Annotated in this window: 20 protein-coding genes; 10 read left to right on the top strand and 10 right to left on the bottom strand. The window is 68.9% G+C overall.

All coding sequences use genetic code 11. The features are described from left to right. Nucleotides 1-79 precede the first annotated feature (79 nt). Together GGR03_RS23765 and GGR03_RS23760 are read right to left on the bottom strand one after the other, a co-directional pair. Entirely contained in the window at nucleotides 80-1,039 is a 960-nt protein-coding gene (locus GGR03_RS23765; RefSeq protein WP_335632524.1) for a site-specific tyrosine recombinase XerD, read from the bottom strand. Continuing rightward, nucleotides 1,036-1,212, bottom strand: a complete 177-nt coding sequence (locus tag GGR03_RS23760; RefSeq protein WP_183211297.1) for a histidine kinase — start codon at nucleotides 1,210-1,212, stop codon at nucleotides 1,036-1,038. Before GGR03_RS23760 ends, GGR03_RS23765 begins: the two co-directional genes overlap by 4 nt. Nucleotides 1,213-1,377: 165 nt before the next feature. Between GGR03_RS23760 and GGR03_RS23755 the strand changes: the two genes are divergently transcribed. The 3 genes from GGR03_RS23755 to GGR03_RS23745 are packed head-to-tail and all read left to right on the top strand — an operon-like array spanning nucleotide 1,378 to nucleotide 4,633. After that, a complete protein-coding gene (locus GGR03_RS23755) occupies nucleotides 1,378-1,959 on the top strand; it encodes a shikimate kinase (RefSeq protein ID WP_183211296.1) in 582 nt (193 codons plus the stop codon). Next, complete coding sequence (gene aroB, locus GGR03_RS23750) at nucleotides 1,956-3,110, top strand: 3-dehydroquinate synthase (protein WP_183211295.1); 1,155 nt, start codon at nucleotides 1,956-1,958, stop codon at nucleotides 3,108-3,110. Before GGR03_RS23755 ends, aroB begins: the two co-directional genes overlap by 4 nt. Further along, a complete protein-coding gene (locus tag GGR03_RS23745) occupies nucleotides 3,107-4,633 on the top strand; it encodes an HlyC/CorC family transporter (protein ID WP_183211294.1) in 1,527 nt (508 codons plus the stop codon). Before aroB ends, GGR03_RS23745 begins: the two co-directional genes overlap by 4 nt. Before the next feature lie 36 nt (nucleotides 4,634-4,669). Here GGR03_RS23745 and GGR03_RS23740 read toward each other — a convergent pair whose 3' ends face one another. The 3 genes from GGR03_RS23740 to GGR03_RS23730 form a co-directional block, all read right to left on the bottom strand. Then, nucleotides 4,670-6,445, bottom strand: coding sequence for a SulP family inorganic anion transporter (locus GGR03_RS23740; protein ID WP_425486748.1), 1,776 nt, complete (start codon nucleotides 6,443-6,445; stop codon nucleotides 4,670-4,672). 4 nt (nucleotides 6,446-6,449) lie between these two features. Continuing rightward, nucleotides 6,450-6,722 (bottom strand): helix-turn-helix domain-containing protein, encoded by a 273-nt coding sequence (locus GGR03_RS23735; protein WP_183211293.1) that lies wholly within the window; start codon nucleotides 6,720-6,722, stop codon nucleotides 6,450-6,452. A gap of 116 nt (nucleotides 6,723-6,838) precedes the next feature. After that, on the bottom strand, nucleotides 6,839-7,141 hold the full coding sequence (locus tag GGR03_RS23730) for a BolA family protein (RefSeq protein WP_183211292.1): 303 nt from the start codon (nucleotides 7,139-7,141) through the stop codon (nucleotides 6,839-6,841). Nucleotides 7,142-7,418: 277 nt separating this feature from the next. Here GGR03_RS23730 and GGR03_RS23725 point away from each other — a divergent pair, with 277 nt between their 5' ends. The 3 genes from GGR03_RS23725 to cobT all read left to right on the top strand — a co-directional run bounded on the left by GGR03_RS23725 (nucleotide 7,419) and on the right by cobT (nucleotide 10,974). Beyond that, nucleotides 7,419-7,916 (top strand): J domain-containing protein, encoded by a 498-nt coding sequence (locus GGR03_RS23725; protein ID WP_335632526.1) that lies wholly within the window; start codon nucleotides 7,419-7,421, stop codon nucleotides 7,914-7,916. A 142-nt stretch (nucleotides 7,917-8,058) separates the two neighbouring features. Further along, nucleotides 8,059-9,048, top strand: a complete 990-nt coding sequence (cobS, locus tag GGR03_RS23720; protein ID WP_183211290.1) for a cobaltochelatase subunit CobS — start codon at nucleotides 8,059-8,061, stop codon at nucleotides 9,046-9,048. A gap of 9 nt (nucleotides 9,049-9,057) precedes the next feature. After that, a complete protein-coding gene (gene cobT / locus GGR03_RS23715) occupies nucleotides 9,058-10,974 on the top strand; it encodes a cobaltochelatase subunit CobT (RefSeq protein ID WP_183211289.1) in 1,917 nt (638 codons plus the stop codon). A 45-nt stretch (nucleotides 10,975-11,019) separates the two neighbouring features. On the opposite strand, the gene GGR03_RS23710 is transcribed toward cobT, so the two are convergent. Together GGR03_RS23710 and rpmB are read right to left on the bottom strand one after the other, a co-directional pair. Then, nucleotides 11,020-11,715: a queuosine precursor transporter gene (locus tag GGR03_RS23710; protein ID WP_183211288.1), complete on the bottom strand. Its 696-nt coding sequence runs from the start codon at nucleotides 11,713-11,715 to the stop codon at nucleotides 11,020-11,022. Between the two features lie 77 nt (nucleotides 11,716-11,792). Continuing rightward, nucleotides 11,793-12,083, bottom strand: coding sequence for a 50S ribosomal protein L28 (gene rpmB / locus GGR03_RS23705; protein ID WP_183211287.1), 291 nt, complete (start codon nucleotides 12,081-12,083; stop codon nucleotides 11,793-11,795). 229 nt (nucleotides 12,084-12,312) lie between these two features. Here rpmB and GGR03_RS23700 point away from each other — a divergent pair, with 229 nt between their 5' ends. Together GGR03_RS23700 and yddG are read left to right on the top strand one after the other, a co-directional pair. Then, on the top strand, nucleotides 12,313-13,089 hold the full coding sequence (locus GGR03_RS23700) for a DUF3108 domain-containing protein (protein WP_246368458.1): 777 nt from the start codon (nucleotides 12,313-12,315) through the stop codon (nucleotides 13,087-13,089). Between the two features lie 107 nt (nucleotides 13,090-13,196). Next, on the top strand, nucleotides 13,197-14,069 hold the full coding sequence (gene yddG, locus GGR03_RS23695; protein WP_183211285.1) for an aromatic amino acid exporter YddG: 873 nt from the start codon (nucleotides 13,197-13,199) through the stop codon (nucleotides 14,067-14,069). 6 nt (nucleotides 14,070-14,075) lie between these two features. Here yddG and GGR03_RS23690 read toward each other — a convergent pair whose 3' ends face one another. Both GGR03_RS23690 and gloB read right to left on the bottom strand, forming a co-directional pair. Beyond that, nucleotides 14,076-14,528, bottom strand: coding sequence for a cupin domain-containing protein (locus GGR03_RS23690; RefSeq protein WP_183211284.1), 453 nt, complete (start codon nucleotides 14,526-14,528; stop codon nucleotides 14,076-14,078). Continuing rightward, complete coding sequence (gene gloB / locus GGR03_RS23685; protein WP_183211283.1) at nucleotides 14,528-15,298, bottom strand: hydroxyacylglutathione hydrolase; 771 nt, start codon at nucleotides 15,296-15,298, stop codon at nucleotides 14,528-14,530. The genes GGR03_RS23690 and gloB overlap by 1 nt, the downstream gene beginning before the upstream one ends. Before the next feature lie 243 nt (nucleotides 15,299-15,541). Here gloB and GGR03_RS23680 point away from each other — a divergent pair, with 243 nt between their 5' ends. After that, nucleotides 15,542-16,237, top strand: coding sequence for a class I SAM-dependent methyltransferase (locus GGR03_RS23680; RefSeq protein ID WP_343058991.1), 696 nt, complete (start codon nucleotides 15,542-15,544; stop codon nucleotides 16,235-16,237). A gap of 124 nt (nucleotides 16,238-16,361) precedes the next feature. Next, a complete protein-coding gene (locus tag GGR03_RS23675) occupies nucleotides 16,362-17,555 on the top strand; it encodes a D-alanyl-D-alanine carboxypeptidase/D-alanyl-D-alanine-endopeptidase (protein WP_183211282.1) in 1,194 nt (397 codons plus the stop codon). Between the two features lie 22 nt (nucleotides 17,556-17,577). On the opposite strand, the gene GGR03_RS23670 is transcribed toward GGR03_RS23675, so the two are convergent. Next, nucleotides 17,578-18,231: a glutathione S-transferase family protein gene (locus tag GGR03_RS23670; protein WP_183211281.1), complete on the bottom strand. Its 654-nt coding sequence runs from the start codon at nucleotides 18,229-18,231 to the stop codon at nucleotides 17,578-17,580. Nucleotides 18,232-18,239: the final 8 nt, after the last annotated feature.

The raw sequence follows: 18,239 nt of genomic DNA, 5'->3' as shown, positions 1-18,239 counted from the left end.
GCTCTGCTTGGAGATCTGCTTCGCGGCGGAAACTGGCGACCGGGGGCACCCTTGTCAAGAAAACCCTTGGGGCTTGGCGTCAATCGCGACTCTCCGCCGACAGCGGGTGATGGTCGGTGACGAGGCGGATCAGCCGTTCCTCCAGGACATGAGTATAGATCTGCGTCGTCGAGATGTCGGCGTGGCCGAGCAGCTCCTGGACCGAGCGAAGATCGGCGCCATGCTTGAGCAGGTGGCTGGCGAAGGCATGGCGCAGCACGTGCGGCGAGATTCGCGCCGCCGGGACGCCGGCCCGCGCGGCCAGGGCCTTGAGGTCGCGCGCGAAGGCCTGGCGGGTCAGGTGGCCGCTTTCCGACAGCGCCGGGAACAGCCAGGGACCTTCGCCGACACCGGCGACGCGCATCGCGTCCGCCAGAAGCTGCAGCGCTTCCCGTGCGGCCTCGCCGACCGGCACCATGCGCTCCTTGTCGCCCTTGCCGCGCACGACGATCATCCGGTTCTTCGAGCGCAGCACGGAGCGCGGCAGGCTGACCAGTTCCGACACCCGCATGCCGGTGGCATAGAGCAGCTCGACCAGCGCATGCAGCCGCGCTGCCCGGACGGCCTTGCCCGGCGCCAGCGCCGGATCGGCGGCATCGGCCGCCGCGAGGTCGAGCAGCGCGTCGACCTCGTCCTCGCTCATGATCTTCGGCAGCGGCCGCTTCTTGCGCGCGCCTTCGATCGGCCCGGTCGGATCGTCCCGGCGCCCGCCCTCGGTAAACAGGAAGCGATAGAACTGCCGCAGCGCCGACAGCCGGCGCGAGCGGCTCGATTCGGCGAAGCCGCGCGCCGCCATGCGGGCCACATAGGCACGCAGCGCGTCGGTGGAGGCCTCGTGCAGCGTCGCGCCCCGCCCGGACAGGAAGCCGGCCACGTCCTCCAGATCCCGGCGATAGGCCGCGACGGTGTTCTCCGCGGCGCCGCGCTCGACGGCCATCATCTCGAGAAACGATTCGATGTCGGCGGCGTCCCGCCCCGCGACGGCCCCGGCAGTGCTCACGGCCGCAGCTCCCCGGTATCTGGCACGGGCGCCGGCTCGATCCGCGGCAGCGGCACGTCGACGATCATCTCCCGCCGGGTCGGTTCGACGAAGTAGACGAGCGCCGCCATGATGCCGTAGATGATGCCGGCAACGATCAGGAGCGTCGTCAGGAGGCGGACGAGGGTCGGCATCGCGGTCTGGCGCACTCGCTCTGGATGATGTCGCTTATGACCCGTCGCTTCTAGTGGGAATGAGCGGCAACGCAAGCGGGCCGACGTCGATGGCGGGCCGGAGGAGCGGCGACGCGGGATGCCGATCCCGTGCCCGTCGGGGATGCGGATGCGGCGAAAGGCACGATGAGCAGGCACCAGCCTACGGACGCGGAGACGGCAGTCCTTCCCCTACTCGGTAGCCGTTCGGTGACCCTGATCGGGCTGATGGGGGCCGGCAAGACGACGGTCGGCCGCAAGCTCGCGAACTATCTGTCCGTGCCCTTCCGCGACAGCGACGCGGAGATCGAGACCGTCTCGCGCATGAGCGTGCCGGAACTGTTCGAAGCCTATGGCGAACCGGAATTCCGCGCCCTCGAGGCGCGCGTCATCGCCCGGCTCGCGGCGGAGGGGCCACAGGTGCTGGCGACGGGGGGCGGCGCCTTCATGCGGGAGGAGACCCGTGCGATCCTGGCGGAGAAGGCCGTGACGGTCTGGCTGAAGGCCGACCTCGAGACGCTGATGGAGCGCGTCGGCAAGCGGCCCGGCAGGCCGCTGCTGCAGGCGCCGGACCCCGAGGCGGTGATGCGCGACCTGATGGCGGTTCGCTACCCCGTCTATGCTACTGCCGACATCACCGTGTGCACCCGCAACGTCAAGCGGGAGGTGATCGCCGCCGAGATCGTCGAGGCCCTGCACCATTATCTCGAGAAGGAAGTCGCACGATGAAACGAGAGGCCGCCTACGGAGCCGAGCCCAAGGGCACGACCCCGCGTCGCCGTGTCGTCGTCGATCTCGGCGCCCGGTCCTACGACATCCTCATCGGCCCGGGCCTGATCGACGCGGCGGGCGCGGAGATCGCCGCCCGGCTGCCGGGCATCCGCGCAGCCGTCGTCACCGACGAGACGGTGGGCCGGCTCTATCTGACGCGCCTCTCCGTCGCACTGCGCGCCGCCGGCATCGAGCACGTCGAGATCGTCCTGCCCGCCGGCGAGAAGACCAAGTCCTTCGAGCATCTCACCCATGTGGTCGACGAAATCCTCGCCGCCCGGCTGGAGCGCGGCGACGCGGTCATCGCGCTCGGCGGCGGCGTGATCGGCGACCTTGCCGGCTTTGCCAGCGCCATCGTTCGGCGCGGCATGCGCTTCGTGCAGGTCCCGACGACGCTGCTGGCGCAGGTGGATTCCTCCGTCGGCGGCAAGACCGGCATCAACTCGCCGCGCGGCAAGAACCTCGTCGGCGCCTTCCACCAGCCGTCCTTAGTCCTCGCCGATACGGCGCTGCTCGACACGCTGACCCCGCGCGAGTTCGCGGCGGGCTATGCCGAGATGGTCAAATACGGCCTGATCGACCGGCCGGCATTCTTCGAGATGCTGGAGAACGACCTCGGCGCCGTGTTCGGCGGCGGCGCCGAGCGCGGCGAGGCCATCCGCGTCAGCTGCGAGGCCAAGGCCGCGGTCGTCGCGGCCGACGAGGAGGAGCATGGCAGCCGGGCGCTGCTCAATCTCGGCCACACATTCGGCCACGCGCTGGAGGCCGCCGTCGGCTATGACGCGTCCCGGCTTGTCCATGGCGAGGGCGTCGCCATCGGCATGGTCCTCGCCCACCGCTTCTCCGCCGAACTCGGCTTCTGCCCGCAGGCGGACGCCGACCGTGTCGCCGCACATCTTTCCGCCGCCGGCCTGCCCGTGCGGATCGGCGCCATTCCCGGCGCGCCGCTCACGGTCGCCGAGCTGATGCGCGGCATCGCCCAGGACAAGAAGGTCGAGAAGGGCCGCCTCACCTTCATCCTGACGCGCGGCATCGGCCGGGCTTTTGTCGCCCCCGACGTCGATCCCGCCGCCGTCGAAGCCTTTCTCGCCAAGGAACTTGCCCGATGACCGCCACGCTCTGGATCATGCTCGCCATCGTCGTGGTCCTGGTCTGCATCTCCGGCTTCTTCTCGGGCTCGGAAACCGCGCTGACGGCGGCCTCGCGCGCCCGGCTGATGAGCCACGCCAAGAACGGCGATTCCCGCGCGAACCTCGTCCAGACGCTGATCGAGAAGAAGGACCGGCTGATCGGCGCGCTGCTGATCGGCAACAACCTCGTCAACATCCTCGCCTCGTCGCTGGCGACCACCGCCTTTCTCGGCCTGTTCGGCCAGTCGGGCGTCGTCTACGCGACCATCGCGATGACGATCATCGTCGTCATCTTCGGCGAGGTCCTGCCGAAATCGGCGGCGATCGCCCGGCCCGATACCTTCGCGCTCGCCATCGCCCGCCCGGTCAGCATCATCGTCACGCTGTTCGGCCCGCTAACCGGGGTGATCAACTGGATCGTCCGGCGCATCCTGGCGATGTTCGGCGTCAGCCTCGAATCCGGCGCCTCGCTGCTCACGGCCCATGAAGAGCTGCGTGGCGCGGTCGAGGTGCTGCATCGGGAAGGCTCGCTGGTCAACGCCGACCGCAACCGGCTCGGCGGCCTGCTTGACCTGCACGAGCTGGAAGTCTCGGACGTGATGGTCCACCGCACCTCGATGCGGCAGGTCAACGGCGACGACGCGCCCGCCGACGTGGTTCGCCAGATCCTCGAAAGCCCCTATACGCGCATGCCGATCTGGCGGAACGACTACGACAACATCGTCGGGGTCGTGCATGCCAAGGACCTGCTGCGCGCCCTGCACGAGGTCGACAACGACCCCTCGAAGATCAACATCCTGAAGATCTGCAACCCGCCGTGGTTCGTGCCGGAGACCACCACGCTGCAGGACCAGCTCAACGCCTTCCTGCGCCGCAAGGGCCATTTCGCCATCGTCGTCGACGAATATGGCGAGGTCGAAGGCCTGATCACGCTCGAGGACATCCTCGAGGAGATCGTCGGCAACATCGCCGACGAGCACGATCTCGACATGCAGGGCGTTACCACCGAGGCCGACGGCTCGGTCGTGGTCGACGGCCAGGTGCCGATCCGCGACCTCAACCGCGCCCTCGACTGGAACCTGCCGGACGACGAGGCGGTGACCATCGCCGGCCTCGTCATCCATGAGACCCAGACCATTCCGGAAGAGCGGCAGGCCTTCACCTTCTTCCAGAAGCGCTTCACCGTCCTGAAGCGCGAGAAGAACCGCATCGCCAAGCTGCGCATCCGGCCCGCCACCATTCTCGTGCCGCCCAAGAAGCTCGGCACCCAGTCGCCCGGCGCAGCGGCCGTCGCCGTGGCGGAAGCCACCGACGGCGATCTCTATGACGAGGGCTACGACGATCTGGTCGAGATGAACGACGAGGCCACGACCGCCGACGAGGCCCCGATACTGGACGAGATGGGTGACCGCGAGGCGCGCGACGAGGAACCCCTGCCGGCGGACGAAACGGTGGCGCCTGCCTGGGACGAGCCGCCGGCCGACGACAGGAAGCCGGACTGACCGGCGGCGGATGCGGCCGGCGCGGCCGCTCTTCGACTAGGCCGCCGGCGCGGCGTCGAGCTCCGCCCGCGCGATCGCCACGGCCTCCGCGACCGTCGCGGTGAACCGCAGCGGCGGCGCCGCCTTCTCCTGCTGCACGTCGAGCAGGCGCTGCGCCGGCTCGCCCGCTCCGGCGATCAGCAGCAGCGCTCCGTCGCGCCGTGCCTTGCGGGCGAAGGCGACGATGGTCGCCGCGGCGGAACTGTCGAGGAACGGCACCTCGGCCACGTCCAGCACGAAGGCCCGCGGCCGCTCGGCGATCCGGTCGAGCACCGCACCGACACTGCCGGCGGCTGCGAAGAAGAACGCCCCGGAAATCCGGCAGACGAAGATGTCCGGATCGCGGACCAGCCTCTCGTCGTAGGGATCCTCCCCCGGGTCGCGATCGCGGTCGGCGCGGTCGGCCTCCACCAGCGGCGCGTGCCCGCCCTCGACCGTCACCGCGCCGGCCATCCGGTGCAGGAACAAGAGCGCGCCGAGCGAGAAGCCGACGACGATCCCGGTCGTCAGGTCGCGGAAGATCACCAGCAGGAAGGTGACGCTCAGCACCAGCGCGTCGCCGCGCGAGCTGCGCAGCAGGCTGAACACCTCGTGCCGCTCCGCCATGTTCCAGGCGACGAACAGCAGCACCGCCGCCAGCGCGGCCAGCGGCACATAGGCGGCGAGCGGCGCCGCGACCAGCACGAAGACCAGCAGGAACAGCGCGTGCAGCATGCCGGCGACCGGACTGCGCGCGCCGGCCCGCACGTTCGTCGCGGTCCGCGCGATGGTACCGGTGACGCAGAAGCCGCCGAACAGCGATGCTCCGACATTGGCGATGCCCTGCGCCACCAGTTCGCAGTTCGAGCGATGGCGCCGGCCGCTCATGGAATCGGCTACGACGGCGGAAAGCAGGCTCTCGATCGCCCCCAATAGCGCGAACGAAACCGCGGCCGGCAGCACCGCCACCACCAGCTCGAGTGAGAAGACCGGCAGGCGCGGCATCGGCAGCGACGACGGGATGCCGCCGAAGCGGCTGCCGATCGTGGCGATGTCGAGCCCGGCCGCCGTCGCCGCGATCGAGCCGACGGCGACGGCGATCAGCAGCGATGGCCAGTGTGGCCGGAAATGTCGCACCAGGATGATGAGCGCCAGCGTCAGGAGCGCGATGACGAGCGTCGGCGGGTCCAGCGTCGGCGCCGCCTTCGCCAGCGCGCCGAGCTTTTCGACCAGCTCGCCCGGTTCGGGACCGCCGAGCGTCAGGCCGAAGAATTCCTTCAGCTGCGTCGCGGCGATGACCACGGCGATGCCGGCGGTGAAGCCGACGGTCACCGGATAGGGAATGTACTTGATGAACGTGCCGAGCCGCAGGGCGCCGAGCGCGGCGAGCATCAGTCCGGAGAGAAACGTCGCGAGGATCAGCCCCTCGATCCCGTGCGCGGCGACCGTCGCGGCGACGAGCAGGATGAAGGCGCCGGCCGGCCCGCCGATCTGGAAGCGGCTGCCGCCGAACAGCGACACCAGGAACCCGCCGACGATCGCCGTGGTCAGTCCCCGGTCCGGCGACACGCCGGAGGCGATGGCGATCGCCATCGACAGCGGCAGGGCGACGATCGCGACCGTGAGGCCCGCCACGGCATCCGCCTTGAACGCCGACAGGTCGTAGCCCTCCCGGAAGGCGGTGACGAGTTTTGGCGTGAACATTTCCAGGGCGCTGATCGGCGCCGCCGCGGCGAAATCCGGCGCTTTGCCGTCGTCGCTCTCCTGCCCCGGCATTATCGGAATCGTCGCCATGAAGTCAGACCAGCCCCGCCTCGGGATTGGCGGCCTGCTTCAGCCGCACCCCGCGCCCGCTGCCGCGGCTCGGCACATGCTCGGAAAGCAACTCCACGCCGGCGGCATCGAAGGCCGCGACCACCTTCTCCAGCGTGTCGACGACGCCGCGCACCGTGCCCTCGCTCGCCTCCATCCGCTGGATCGTCGGCAGCGAGACGCCGGACAGCGCCGCCAGCTGGCGCTGGTCGATGCCGAGCAGCGCCCGGCCGGCACGCATCTGGGCGGAGGTGATCATGGGCAAGCCTGTCTGATTATGATCGGACTAGGCTACCACATCCCTATAGTCATGCATAGAACATCATCAATGAGGTCTCAAAGATGATCTGCCTGCCGCGACGCGGGGCTTCCCGGCTAGCGCCGCGTCGGCTCGCCCGGCGCGGCCGCCTCGATCGCCAGCGCATGGACGCCCGCCGCCAGCTCGTCGCTGAGCACGGCGTTGATCGCCCGATGCCGCTCGATCCGGCTCTTGCCGGCAAATGCGTCGCTGACCAGCCGCACCCGGAAATGCGTCTCGCCGGAGCCGTCGAAGCCGGCGTGGTGGTCGCTGCCCCCGTGATGATGGCCGGCATGAAGATGGCTCTCATCGATCACCGCCAGTGACTCGGGGGCGAAAGCGCCGGTGAGCTTCGCCTCGATCGTTGCCCGGGTACTCATCTTGTGGCTCTCCTCGCGCTGCCGTTGCCGGCCTGTGCCGCCTCGTCCCGCCGCGCCGAAACTTGCGCGAAACAGCCGGAGGCCTTGAATTTCCGGCTTTTTCCGATCTGTCAATTCTTGTTCGGCCGATGCTGCGGCACCATAATCGCCGGTGATGAAACTCGACTCCAAATATTTCGACGGGATCCGCGTCAAAGGCAAACGCTCGGCCGAGCCTCCGCGCGCGCCCGAATGCGCCTGGGAAGGCTGCGACCAGGCCGGTATCTACAAGGCGCCGATGGGCCGCGACCACGAGGGGCAGTACCTGAATTTCTGCGTCGACCACGTCCGGCAGTACAACAAGTCGTACAATTATTTCTCCGGCATGAACGACAAGGACATCCAGCGTCACCTGAAGGACAGCCTGACCGGCAACCGGCCGACCTGGACTATGGGGCATAATGGCACGGCCGGCGACGCCGCCCGCGCCGCGACCGCGGCCCGAACGCGGCGCTGGAACGGCCGCGCGCGCGATCCGTTCGGCCTGTTCGGCGCGGAAGCCGCGGCCGCCCGCAAGACGGCGGCCCGGCGGCCGAAGCTGCGCTCCCTGGAAGTGAAGGCGCTCGAAACGCTCGACCTCGAGCGCGACGCGACTGGCGAAGCCATACGCGGGCGCTATAAGAACCTGGTCAAGCAGTTGCACCCCGACGCCAATGGCGGCGACCGCAGCACCGAGGACAAGCTGCGCGAAGTGATCCAGGCCTACAAGCTTTTGAAGCAGTCGGGTTTTTGCTAATCGCTGACTGACCGCTTCGGGCCTGCCCGATCGCCATCGGCCGCGACGCGACCAGGCAACCCCGCTCTCGTTCGATGGCGGGCAACATCAGAGAATGGACATGGCCCGGCTGGCCCTGACAGGGCACCGGGCCTCTGGAGGTATGATGAGTGCAGCGGAACTGGAAGTGGCCCCCCTCCCGGACGCCACGATCTCCGTCCGCGAAACCTTCGGTTTCGATAGCGACCTGACCGTCCCGGCCTTTTCGAAGACCGACCCGCACGTTCCCGAGCTGGACCCCGACTACATCTTCGACAAGCCGACGACGCTGGCGATCCTCGCCGGCTTCGCCAAGAACCGGCGCGTCATGGTTTCCGGCTATCACGGCACCGGCAAGTCGACCCATATCGAGCAGGTCGCCGCGCGCCTCAACTGGCCCTGCGTGCGCATCAATCTCGACAGCCATGTCAGCCGCATCGACCTCGTCGGCAAGGACGCGATCGTCGTGCGCGACGGCATGCAGGTCACCGAGTTCCGCGATGGCATCCTGCCCTGGGCCTACCAGCGCAACGTCGCCCTGGTGTTCGACGAATACGACGCCGGCCGGCCCGACGTGATGTTCGTCATCCAGCGCGTGCTGGAATCCTCCGGCCGCCTGACGCTGCTCGACCAGAGCCGCGTGGTGCGCCCGCACCCGGCCTTCCGCCTGTTCGCCACCGCCAACACGGTCGGCCTCGGCGACACGACCGGCCTCTATCACGGCACCCAGCAGATCAACCAGGCGCAGATGGATCGCTGGTCGATCGTCACCGTGCTGAACTATCTGCCGCACGATACCGAAGTGTCGATCGTCGCCGCCAAGGCGCGGACCTACGACACCAAGGAAGGCCGTCAGACCATCTCCAAGATGGTCCGCGTCGCCGATCTCACCCGCTCGGCCTTCGTCAACGGCGACCTGTCGACCGTCATGAGCCCACGTACCGTCATCACCTGGGCGGAGAATGCCGAGATCTTCGGCGATCTCGGCATGGCCTTCCGCCTGACCTTCCTCAACAAATGCGACGATCTGGAGCGGCCGCTCGTGGCCGAGTTCTACCAGCGCGCCTTTGGCGAGGAGCTGCCGGAATCGGCGGCGAACCTCGTTCTGGACTGACGCACGACCGTGGCCCGCATCGGCGACAACCAGCGTCCCCCCGGCTCTCCGCCGGCAGACCGCGAGCCGTTCCGTCGCGCTGTGGCGGGCTGCCTGCGGGCGATCGCCGGAGAGGCTGATCTCGAGATCAGCTTCGGCTCCGAGCGGCCCGGCCTGTCCGGCAGCCGCGCCAGGCTGCCGGAGCTGACCAAGCGGCCCACCCGCAACGATCTCGCCGTCACCCGCGGCCTCGCCGACGCCATGGCGCTGCGCAAGGCGCGCCACGACTCGCGGATGCATGCGAGCCTGGCGCCCGACAGCAAGGGCGCGCGCGCCGTCTACGACGCGGTGGAGCAGGCGCGCTGCGAGGCGATCGGCGCCAACGCCATGGAAGGTGTCGGCGACAATCTCGGCGCGATGCTCGAGGACAAGTATTTCCGCTCCAACCTCTCCGACGTCACCGACCGGGCCGAGGCGCCGATCGAGGACGCCGTCGCGCTGATGGTGCGCGAGCGGCTGACCGGCCGGCCGGTGCCGCCGAGCGCCCAGGCGCTGGTCGATGTCTGGCGGGACTTCATCGAGGACAAGGCAGGGGCCAAGTTCGAGCGCCTGTCGGAAACCGTCGAGGACCAGCAATCCTTCGCACGCGCGCTGCGCGATATGCTCGTCTCGCTGGAAATGGCCGAGGAGCTCGGCGATTCGGACGACAGCGAGGGCAGCGACGACGACGAGGAGTCCGGCGACAACCAGACCCGCGACGACGAGGAAGGCGGCTCCGAGAAGGAGAGCGGCAGCGACGAGGCGATGCCGCAGGAAAGCGAGACCGAAGGCGAGAACCAGGAGACGGCCGAGCCGGAATCCTCCGAGGTCACGGCCGACGATCCCGCCGACGACGACAGCCAGGACAGCGAGACACCCGGCGAGACGCGCCGGCCGCACCAACCTTTGTCCAACCAGCTGCTGGACTCCGACTACCAGGTCTTCACCAAGGCATTCGACGAGATGGTCGGCGCCGAGGAACTCTGCGACGAGGCCGAGCTCGACCGCCTGCGCGCGTTTCTCGACAAGCAGCTGGCCTCGCTCCAGGGCGTCGTCGGACGCCTCGCCAACCGCCTCCAGCGCCGCCTGATGGCGCAGCAGAGCCGCTCCTGGGACTTCGACCTAGAGGAAGGTTATCTCGACCCAGCGCGGCTGGTGCGGCTGGTGATCGACCCGATGCAGCCGCTCTCCTACAAGATGGAGCGCGACACCGATTTCCGCGACACGATCGTGACGCTGCTGATCGACAATTCCGGCTCGATGCGCGGCCGGCCGATCACCGTCGCCGCGACCTGCGCCGACATTCTTGCCCGCACGCTGGAGCGCTGCGGCGTCAAGGTCGAGGTGCTCGGCTTCACGACGCGGGCCTGGAAGGGCGGCCAGTCGCGCGAGGCCTGGCTGAAGGCCGGCAAGCCCCAGAAGCCCGGCCGGCTCAACGATCTCCGCCACATCGTCTACAAGTCCGCCGACGCGCCCTGGCGGCGGGCCCGGCGCAATCTCGGTCTGATGATGCGCGAGGGCCTGCTCAAGGAGAACATCGACGGCGAGGCGCTGATCTGGGCGCATAACCGCCTGCTCGCCCGCCCGGAGCAGCGCCGCATCCTGATGATGATCTCGGATGGCGCGCCGGTCGACGATTCCACCCTGTCGGTGAATCCCGGCAACTATCTCGAGCGGCATCTGCGCGCCGTCATCGAGGAGATCGAGACAAGATCGCCGATCGAGCTGCTCGCCATCGGCATCGGCCACGACGTCACGCGCTATTATCGCCGCGCCGTCACCATCGTCGACGCGGAGGAACTGGCCGGCGCGATGACCGAGCAGCTGGCCGATCTGTTCGAGCAGGAAGGCGCGCCGCGCACCGGCCACGGCGCCCGTCGCCGCGCCGCCATGGGCGGGCGTCGCTGACCGGCGCGCTGAGGCGCACCGGACGTCGAGATCAGCAAAACAGGATCAGGCGGCTGTGCGGGCGTCGACCGGACGGTACGGCACGAATTGCTGCATGATGATCCGGTAGGGGACCAGCGCCAGCACGGCGATCGCCAGCTTCATGCCGAAATCGCCGATCGCCCATGAGACCCAGCGCGGCGCCTCGGTGGCGAACACGCCCAGCAACGGCGCTGCCTCCAGCGCGAAGCCGTCGTTCGGCCCGACGAAGGCGAAGACCGGCGCGAACGCGATGGTGAAGAAGAGGAAGGTGTCGACCACCGATCCGCTCACCGACGAAGCCGCCGGAGCCCGCCACCAGCTATCCTGCCGCAGCCGGTTGAACACCGCGATGTCGAGGAGCTGCGCCGCGAGGAATGCGCCGCCGGAGGCGAGTGCGATGCGCAGCAGGCGGTCGGCGGCGGTCGCATATTCGAGCAGGCCGAGATCGTAGAGGACCGGCGGCACGACGATCGAGCAGAGAACCGCTGCCGCGAAGCCCGCCATGACCACGCGGCGCGCCACGGCCGGGCCATAGCGACGGTTGGTCAGGTCGGTGACGAGAAACGCGAAGGGATAGGTGAAGGCGCCGAAGGTCAGAAGGTCGGCGAGCTGCAGCCCGCCGATCTCGGCAAACACCGGAAACTGCACGGCAACATTGGACGCGAGGACGATAGCCGTCATCGCTGCCACGGGCAGGATATAGCTGCGCAGGGATGTCATTTTTTTAGCCTGGGTGATGGAACCAGTGCCGAGCCCGAGGGCCCGGCAGATAGGGTCGGAAAGGCGCCGGAGCCGGATCAGGCTGCGGTGGCGACCTTCTTGACGATCTGGCGCTTGAGCAGGCGGGCGCGCTGCGACAGCTCCGCCTCGTCGGCCTTGATCAGGAACGCGTCGAGACCGCCGCGATGCTCGACCGAACGCAGCGCGTAGGCCGAAACGCGGAGCCGGAAGCGCTGGCCGAGCGCGTCGGAAATCAGCGACACGTTGCACAGATTCGGCAGGAAGCGGCGACGCGTACGGTTGTTCGCGTGGCTCACATTGTTGCCGGACTGGACAGCCTTGCCGGTCAGTTCGCAGGCGCGTGACATCAGATCACCTTTCAGCTTAACCTAGAACCCGACAGGGACACGCCGCCGCAAAACGGCGCGATCATCGCTGTCGGGCATGATCGGAAATTCGAACGGCTCTATAAGCCCTGAGAACCGGAGCGTCAAGCCGCTACAACTTTGCGGGATCAGCCCCGGCGGCCACAAAAGCGCGCCGTTCCTGCGCTCAGACGGTCGCAACGTGCCTCCCGCTTTTATGGATAGACCAGTAATGCGCAAGCGATTCCTTTTCGGCGCCATCGGCCTCGCCCTCGTCGGTGCGTCGGGCGCCGCCGCCGAGACGGCCCGGATCACCACCAGCTACGGCATGGCGGTCATCGGCCTGCCGATCGGCAAGGCGTCCTTCGACACGGTGATCGAGGGCGGCCGCTTCAGCGTCGAGGGACAGCTCTCCTCCAGCGGGCTCGGCAGCCTCGTCTCCGATACCGGCGGCACCAGCAAGGTCTCCGGCACCGTCTCGCGCCGCGGCTTCGCCGCCGAACGCTATGCGCTCGACTATTCCAGCGACCGCAAGCGCTGGTCGAGCGACGTCGCCTTCTCCGGCGGCCGGGTCACCTCAAGCGCCGTCAGCCCGAAGCGCGACAAGCCGAAGCCGAGCTACGTGCCGGTGGCGAAGTCGCAGCTTTCCTCAGTCGTCGATCCGCTCAGCGGCCTGATGATCCGCACCGGCGACGCCGCTTCCGTCTGCAAGCGCACCCTGCCGCTCTATGACGGCTGGTCGCGGCTCGATCTCGTCCTGTCCTCCGGCGGCACCAACACCTATTCGATGACCGGCTATTCCGGCGAGGCCGTGGTCTGCAACGCCCGCATCCGGCCGGTCAGCGGCTACGACAAATCCTCCAAGGGGCTGAAGTTCCTCAAGGACCAGACGATCCAGGTGTGGTTCGCCCCGATCGCCCAGCCGGACACCTACGTTCCGGTCTATGCCCGCATTCCGACGCAGGTCGGGCCGCTGACGCTGAGCGCCCTCTCCGTTGCGGTGAAGTAACCGCCGAACCGGCTCGCCGGCAGCCACCACACGACCGGCCGTCGCGCGCATTGACCCCGCCATGGCCGCTCGCTAGACCCGCCGCATTGCCGGACGGGGACGCGGCCTTGGGGACATTGCTCGGATTTGCCGCGGTGCTGATGTGGTCGCTGCTGGCGCTCCTGACGGCGCGGAGCGGCAGCGTGCCGCCCTTCCTGCTCGCCGCCCTCACCTTTTCCATCGCCACGCTGATCGGCGTCGCCGTGTTCTTCGCGCGCGGCGCGCCGTGGCATGTGTTCCGCCAGCCGCCGGTCGTCTGGCTCGTCGGCGTTGCCGGCCTGTTTGGCTATCACGCGCTGTATTTCGCAGCGCTGCGCAACGCGCCCGCCGCCCAGGCGAGCCTCATCGCCTATCTCTGGCCGCTGCTGATCGTCCTCGGCTCGGCGACGCTGCCCGGCGAGCGGCTGCGCTGGTTCCACGCGCTGGGCGCCCTGCTCGGCCTCGCCGGCGCCGCGATCATCGTCACCGGCGGCGAGGGCCTGTCGCTGTCGGCCGACAACACTCTGGGCTACGCCCTTGCCGGGCTCTGCGCCCTCACCTGGTCCGCCTACTCGCTGCTGTCGCGGCGCTTCGGCGACGTGCCGACCGACGTCGTCACCGGCTTCTGCGCCGCCACCGCGCTCCTGTCGCTCGCCGCGCATCTCGCCTTCGAGACGACCGTCCTGCCCGCCACCAGCGGCGAATGGCTCGCCGTACTGCTGCTCGGCCTGATGCCGGTCGGCGCGGCGTTCTATGTCTGGGACTACGCGGTCAAGCGCGGCGACATCCAGGTCATCGGCGCCGCCAGCTATGCCGCGCCGCTTTTGTCGACGCTGATCCTCATCGCGGCCGGCGAAGCCGCGATGAGCCTCGGCGTCGTCGCCGCGGCGATCCTCATCACCGGCGGCGCCGGGCTCGCCGCGCTGCCGCTGTTCTTGCGCCTCGCGCGGCGAGACGCTTGATCTTCGCTACTTCCGGCCTGCCTCGCGCGGCGTCGGCCGCCAGTCCGGCGGCGCCATCTCGAAAGCCGCGAAGTCGAAGCCCGGCGCCACGGTGCAGCCGACCAGCGTGTATTCGCCGAGGCTCGTCGCCGTCTGCCACCAGCCCGCCGGCACCACGAACTGCGGCGCCTCGTGCTCGCCGATATCGGGCCCGAGCCGATGCGCCGAAGCGTCGTGGCCGTCCTCTGACACGGTGATGACCATCGGCGCGCCGGCATACCAGTGCCAGACCTCGGCGGCGTCCCGCACCCGGTGCCATTCCGACGTCTCGCCCGCCTCCAGCAAATAGTAGATCGAGGTCGAGCGGGCCCGGCCCGTCGAGTCGACGGCCTCGTCGCGGAACGTCTCGCGATACCAGCCGCCTTCCGGATGCGGCTTGAGGCCGAGCGTGCGGACGATGCGAAGTGCGGCGGAGCTCATCAGTACTGGTCCCTCTTCTTGCGGATCGCGGCGAAGACGGCGGCCGGCTCGGCGCCCGCGAGCCCCATGTCCTCTGCCAGTTCCGGGTCGTCGGCGCGCAGGAAAGGATTGGTCGCCTTCTCCTGCCCGAGCTTGACCGGCAGCGTCGGCTTGCCGGCGATCCGCAGCGTCTCGACCTCCCTCACCCGTTCCCGCAGCTGAATATTGTCCGGATCGACGGCGATCGCGCATTTGGCGTTGGTCGCGGTATATTCGTGCCCGCAATACAGCATCGTCTCGTCAGGCAGCGCCCGCAGCCGCTTCAGCGATTCCCACATCATCGCCGCGTCGCCCTCGAACAACCGGCCGCAGCCGAGCGAGAACAGCGCGTCGGCGGCGAACAGGGCCTTCGCCTCGGGCAGGTAATAGGAGATCTCGCCCAGCGTGTGCCCCGGCGTGTCGATCGCCTCGATCGCGATACCGCCCAATTCGAACTTGTCGCCGCCGGTCACCGTCCGGTCGATCCCCGGGATCCGGTCGCGCTCCTTGACAGGGCCGACGATCTCGACGCCGAAACGCTGCTTCAGTGCCTCGTTGGCCGCCACGTGGTCGCCGTGATGATGCGTGGTCAGGATATGGGTCAGCGTCCAGCCGTTCTCCTCGAGCGCGGCGAGGATCGGCGCCTCCTCCGGCGCATCGATGGAAATCGTGGCGCCGCTGTCCTTGTTGTGGACGAGGACGCCGAAATTGTCGGTTCGGCAGCCGAACTGCCGGATCTCGATCGAAGGCATGGGATACGACTCGCTGTTGGCCCCTTGGACAGGTCGAGTTAGGGCGCCGGGCGTTCCTGTCAGCATCGGCCGCGGCGCGGCACTGGAGTTTCGGGCCAGCTTGCTGCTGTTCTATGCGGACCGGTCTATGATGGCCGGCCGAACCGCGACCGCCCGAGGGACCCGCAGCTGACCACCAATGCCGACATCAACGACCTGATCGCGTTCTACGCCTCGCCGCTCGGCCAGGCCGCCGCGCGCGCCGTGTCGCTCGCGCTGACGCCGGTCTGGCGCCACATCCCGGACGAGCGGCTGGTCGGGCTCGGCTATGCGGTGCCCTATATCGACCGTTTCGCCGCCGACGCCGAGCGGGCGCTGGCCTTCATGCCGGCCGCCCAGGGCGCGCAGAACTGGCCGCCCTTCGCCGCCTCCCGGACCGTGCTGGTCGGCTCGGAAGATCTGCCGCTCGGCGATTCCTCCATCGACCGCATCCTGATGGTGCATTCGCTGGAATTCGCCGAGAGCCCGGAACTCATGATGGCCGAGGCCTGGCGGGTGCTGGCCCCCGGCGGGCGCATCGTCATCCTCGTGCCGCACCGGCGCGGCGTCTGGGCGCGCTTCGAGCACACGCCCTGGGGGTCGGGCCGGCCGTGGTCGCGCGGCCAGCTGACGCGGCTCCTGCGCGACGCCATGTTCACGCCGAGCTCGTGGTCGGAGGCGCTCTTGTTCCCGCCCTTCCGCAAGCGCCCGCTGCTCGGCCTGGCGGGGCCGCTGGAGCGGCTCGGACGGGACTTCTGGCCGGTCTTCGCCGGCGTCGTCATCATCGAGGCGACCAAGCAGCTCTATCGCGGCCTGCCGGTCGCCTCGACGGCGCGGGAGCGCCGCCGGGCGATCAAGCCGGTGCTGGTGCCCGCCGGTGCCGGCGCGGGCGCCCGGACCTGCCGAGATAACGGCGCCTGAACGCGAGCCCGGCGCCCGTCCGGCCCGGACCTCGAACGTATCGGCACCGATCGGGCTTGCCTGACGCCCGTACGCCGTTACCGTAGGGCAGGTCGAGCCGACGTTGGCCGGCGCTGGAGATGCCATGTCGTTTCGCCCGTTTGCCGCCGCCCTGGCAATGCTGCTGCTGACTGCCCCTGCCGCGTCCGACGTTAAGAGCCGGATCGCGGCGCTCGCGCCGTCGGGGATGGTGCTCGTGCTGGACGCGGACGGCAACGAGCTGGTCGCGCAGAATGCCGACGAACCCTTCGTTCCGGCGTCCGTGGCGAAGATCGTCACGGCGTGGCTCGCCATGGAGGTCCTCGGCGGCGACTACCGCTTCGAGACGCGCTTCTACCTGGACGACGACAGGGTCCTCTATGTGCGCGGCGGCGGCGACCCGTTCCTGGTCTCTGAGGAACTGGCCATACTCGCGCCCAAGCTTCTCGCCGCAACCGGGAAGGAGCCGTTCGACCGTATCGTCCTCGACGCCAGCTACTATCCCGCCGAGCTCCGCATTCCCGGCATCGAGGTCACCGACGAGGCCTATGACGCGCTGAACGCGGCGCTGGCGGTCAACTTCAACACAATCGCCGCCGTGCGCGACGGAAAGAGCGTCCGCTCCGCCGAGGCGCAGACCCCGATCACCCCGCTGGCGATCAGCGAATTCCGCGCGCGGGGCCCGAACGGCAGGGGCCGGATCAGCCTGACACAGGAGGACCCGAGCGTCGGCGTGCGCTATGCCGGCGAACTCATCGCCGCCTTCATCGAGCGCGCCGGCGGCAGCGTCGCCGGCGAGATATCGACTGGCGCCGTCCCGGACGGGCTGGAGCCGGTCCATGTCCACCGCCAGTCGCGCGACCTTGAGGAAATCATTCGGCTGATGCTGATCGGCTCGAACAACTACATGGCCAACCAGGTCTTCCTGGAAGTCGGCGCCCGCCGCCTCGGCCCGCCGGTCAGCCTCGAGAAGTCGCTCGAGGTCGCACGCGAGATGCTGGCGGAACTTGGGATCGCCGATGAAATCCAGCTGGTGGAAGGCTCGGGCATCAGCCGCGACAACCGCTTCACGGCCCACGGTCTCGCCGCCGTTCTCGACAGCTTCGCGCCACACGCCGAACTGCTGACCGAGAGCCGGCGCGGTTCGCGCTACAAGACCGGCACCTTCTCCGGCGTCAGGACGCTGACGGGCTACGCCCGGACCACCGACCACGGCGACGCGCGCTTCGTGATCTCGCTGAAAGAGGGCGGCGGCCAGCTCCGCTTCGAGCTGCTGGAGATGATCGAGCGCGGACTGTAGCGGCCGGGCTAGACGGGCCCGCCTAATCGCGGTCCGGCGCCCCGAGCGGGAAGTACTGCCGGAACGGCCGCGCCTCGTCGACCGCGCGGGCGAAGGACGGGCGCGCCAGCAGCCGCTGCCGATAGGCATGCACATGGCCATGTCGCTTGTCGATCGGATGCGTCCAGTCGGCGTAGAAGAGGAACGGCGCCGCCGCGCAATCGGCCAGGCTGAAGGTCTCGCCGACGGCCCATTGCCGTCCCGCCATCCGCTCGTCCAGCCATCCATAGGCCCGCTCCAGCATGGCGCGCGCCTCGCCGACGCCATACGGGTCGTGGTCGGCCGGCGCCCGCATGCTGTCGAAGACGATCTTCTGCTGCGGCGTCGAGACATAGTTGTCGAAGAAGCGGTCCAGCATCCGCACCTCCAGCGCGGCAGCCGGATCGCGCGGGATCAGCGGCACCGCGCCCGGCCGAAGCTGGTCCAGATATTCGATGATGATGCTAGCCTCGAACAGCGTCCGGTCCTCGTCCACCAGAACCGGAAAGCGCTTCAGCGGCCAGAGCGCTGCGAGTTCCGCGTCGACGACGCCGTCCTCGCCGCCGACCACCCGGTAGTCGAAGGGGATGTCCTTCTCGTAGAGGGCGATCAGCGCCTTCTGGCAGTAGGACGAGAACGGATGCGCATAGAGTTGCATGATCGCGT

Origin of the sequence: Aurantimonas endophytica (assembly GCF_014196845.1) — a bacterium.
GTDB lineage: Bacteria > Pseudomonadota > Alphaproteobacteria > Rhizobiales > Rhizobiaceae > Aurantimonas > Aurantimonas endophytica.
The sequence above is the reverse complement of the archived record's forward strand: the minus strand, read 5'-3'. Positions and strand labels throughout refer to the sequence as shown.

Bases quoted from the DNA above. Each gene is read 5' to 3' on its own strand.
- GGR03_RS23670 (WP_183211281.1), bottom strand. From the start codon at position 18,231: ATGCAACTCTATGCGCATCCGTTCTCGTCCTACTGCCAGAAGGCGCTG.
- aroB (WP_183211295.1), top strand. From the start codon at position 1,956: ATGAAACGAGAGGCCGCCTACGGAGCCGAGCCCAAGGGCACGACCCCG.
- GGR03_RS23740 (WP_425486748.1), bottom strand. From the start codon at position 6,445: ATGGCGACGATTCCGATAATGCCGGGGCAGGAGAGCGACGACGGCAAA.
- gloB (WP_183211283.1), bottom strand. From the start codon at position 15,298: ATGCCTTCGATCGAGATCCGGCAGTTCGGCTGCCGAACCGACAATTTC.
- GGR03_RS23730 (WP_183211292.1), bottom strand. From the start codon at position 7,141: ATGAGTACCCGGGCAACGATCGAGGCGAAGCTCACCGGCGCTTTCGCC.
- GGR03_RS23760 (WP_183211297.1), bottom strand. From the start codon at position 1,212: ATGCCGACCCTCGTCCGCCTCCTGACGACGCTCCTGATCGTTGCCGGC.
- GGR03_RS23700 (WP_246368458.1), top strand. From the start codon at position 12,313: ATGCGCAAGCGATTCCTTTTCGGCGCCATCGGCCTCGCCCTCGTCGGT.
- GGR03_RS23745 (WP_183211294.1), top strand. From the start codon at position 3,107: ATGACCGCCACGCTCTGGATCATGCTCGCCATCGTCGTGGTCCTGGTC.
- GGR03_RS23755 (WP_183211296.1), top strand. From the start codon at position 1,378: ATGAGCAGGCACCAGCCTACGGACGCGGAGACGGCAGTCCTTCCCCTA.
- GGR03_RS23725 (WP_335632526.1), top strand. From the start codon at position 7,419: ATGGGCCGCGACCACGAGGGGCAGTACCTGAATTTCTGCGTCGACCAC.
- GGR03_RS23710 (WP_183211288.1), bottom strand. From the start codon at position 11,715: ATGACATCCCTGCGCAGCTATATCCTGCCCGTGGCAGCGATGACGGCT.
- GGR03_RS23690 (WP_183211284.1), bottom strand. From the start codon at position 14,528: ATGAGCTCCGCCGCACTTCGCATCGTCCGCACGCTCGGCCTCAAGCCG.
- GGR03_RS23735 (WP_183211293.1), bottom strand. From the start codon at position 6,722: ATGATCACCTCCGCCCAGATGCGTGCCGGCCGGGCGCTGCTCGGCATC.
- rpmB (WP_183211287.1), bottom strand. From the start codon at position 12,083: ATGTCACGCGCCTGCGAACTGACCGGCAAGGCTGTCCAGTCCGGCAAC.
- GGR03_RS23675 (WP_183211282.1), top strand. From the start codon at position 16,362: ATGTCGTTTCGCCCGTTTGCCGCCGCCCTGGCAATGCTGCTGCTGACT.
- cobS (WP_183211290.1), top strand. From the start codon at position 8,059: ATGATGAGTGCAGCGGAACTGGAAGTGGCCCCCCTCCCGGACGCCACG.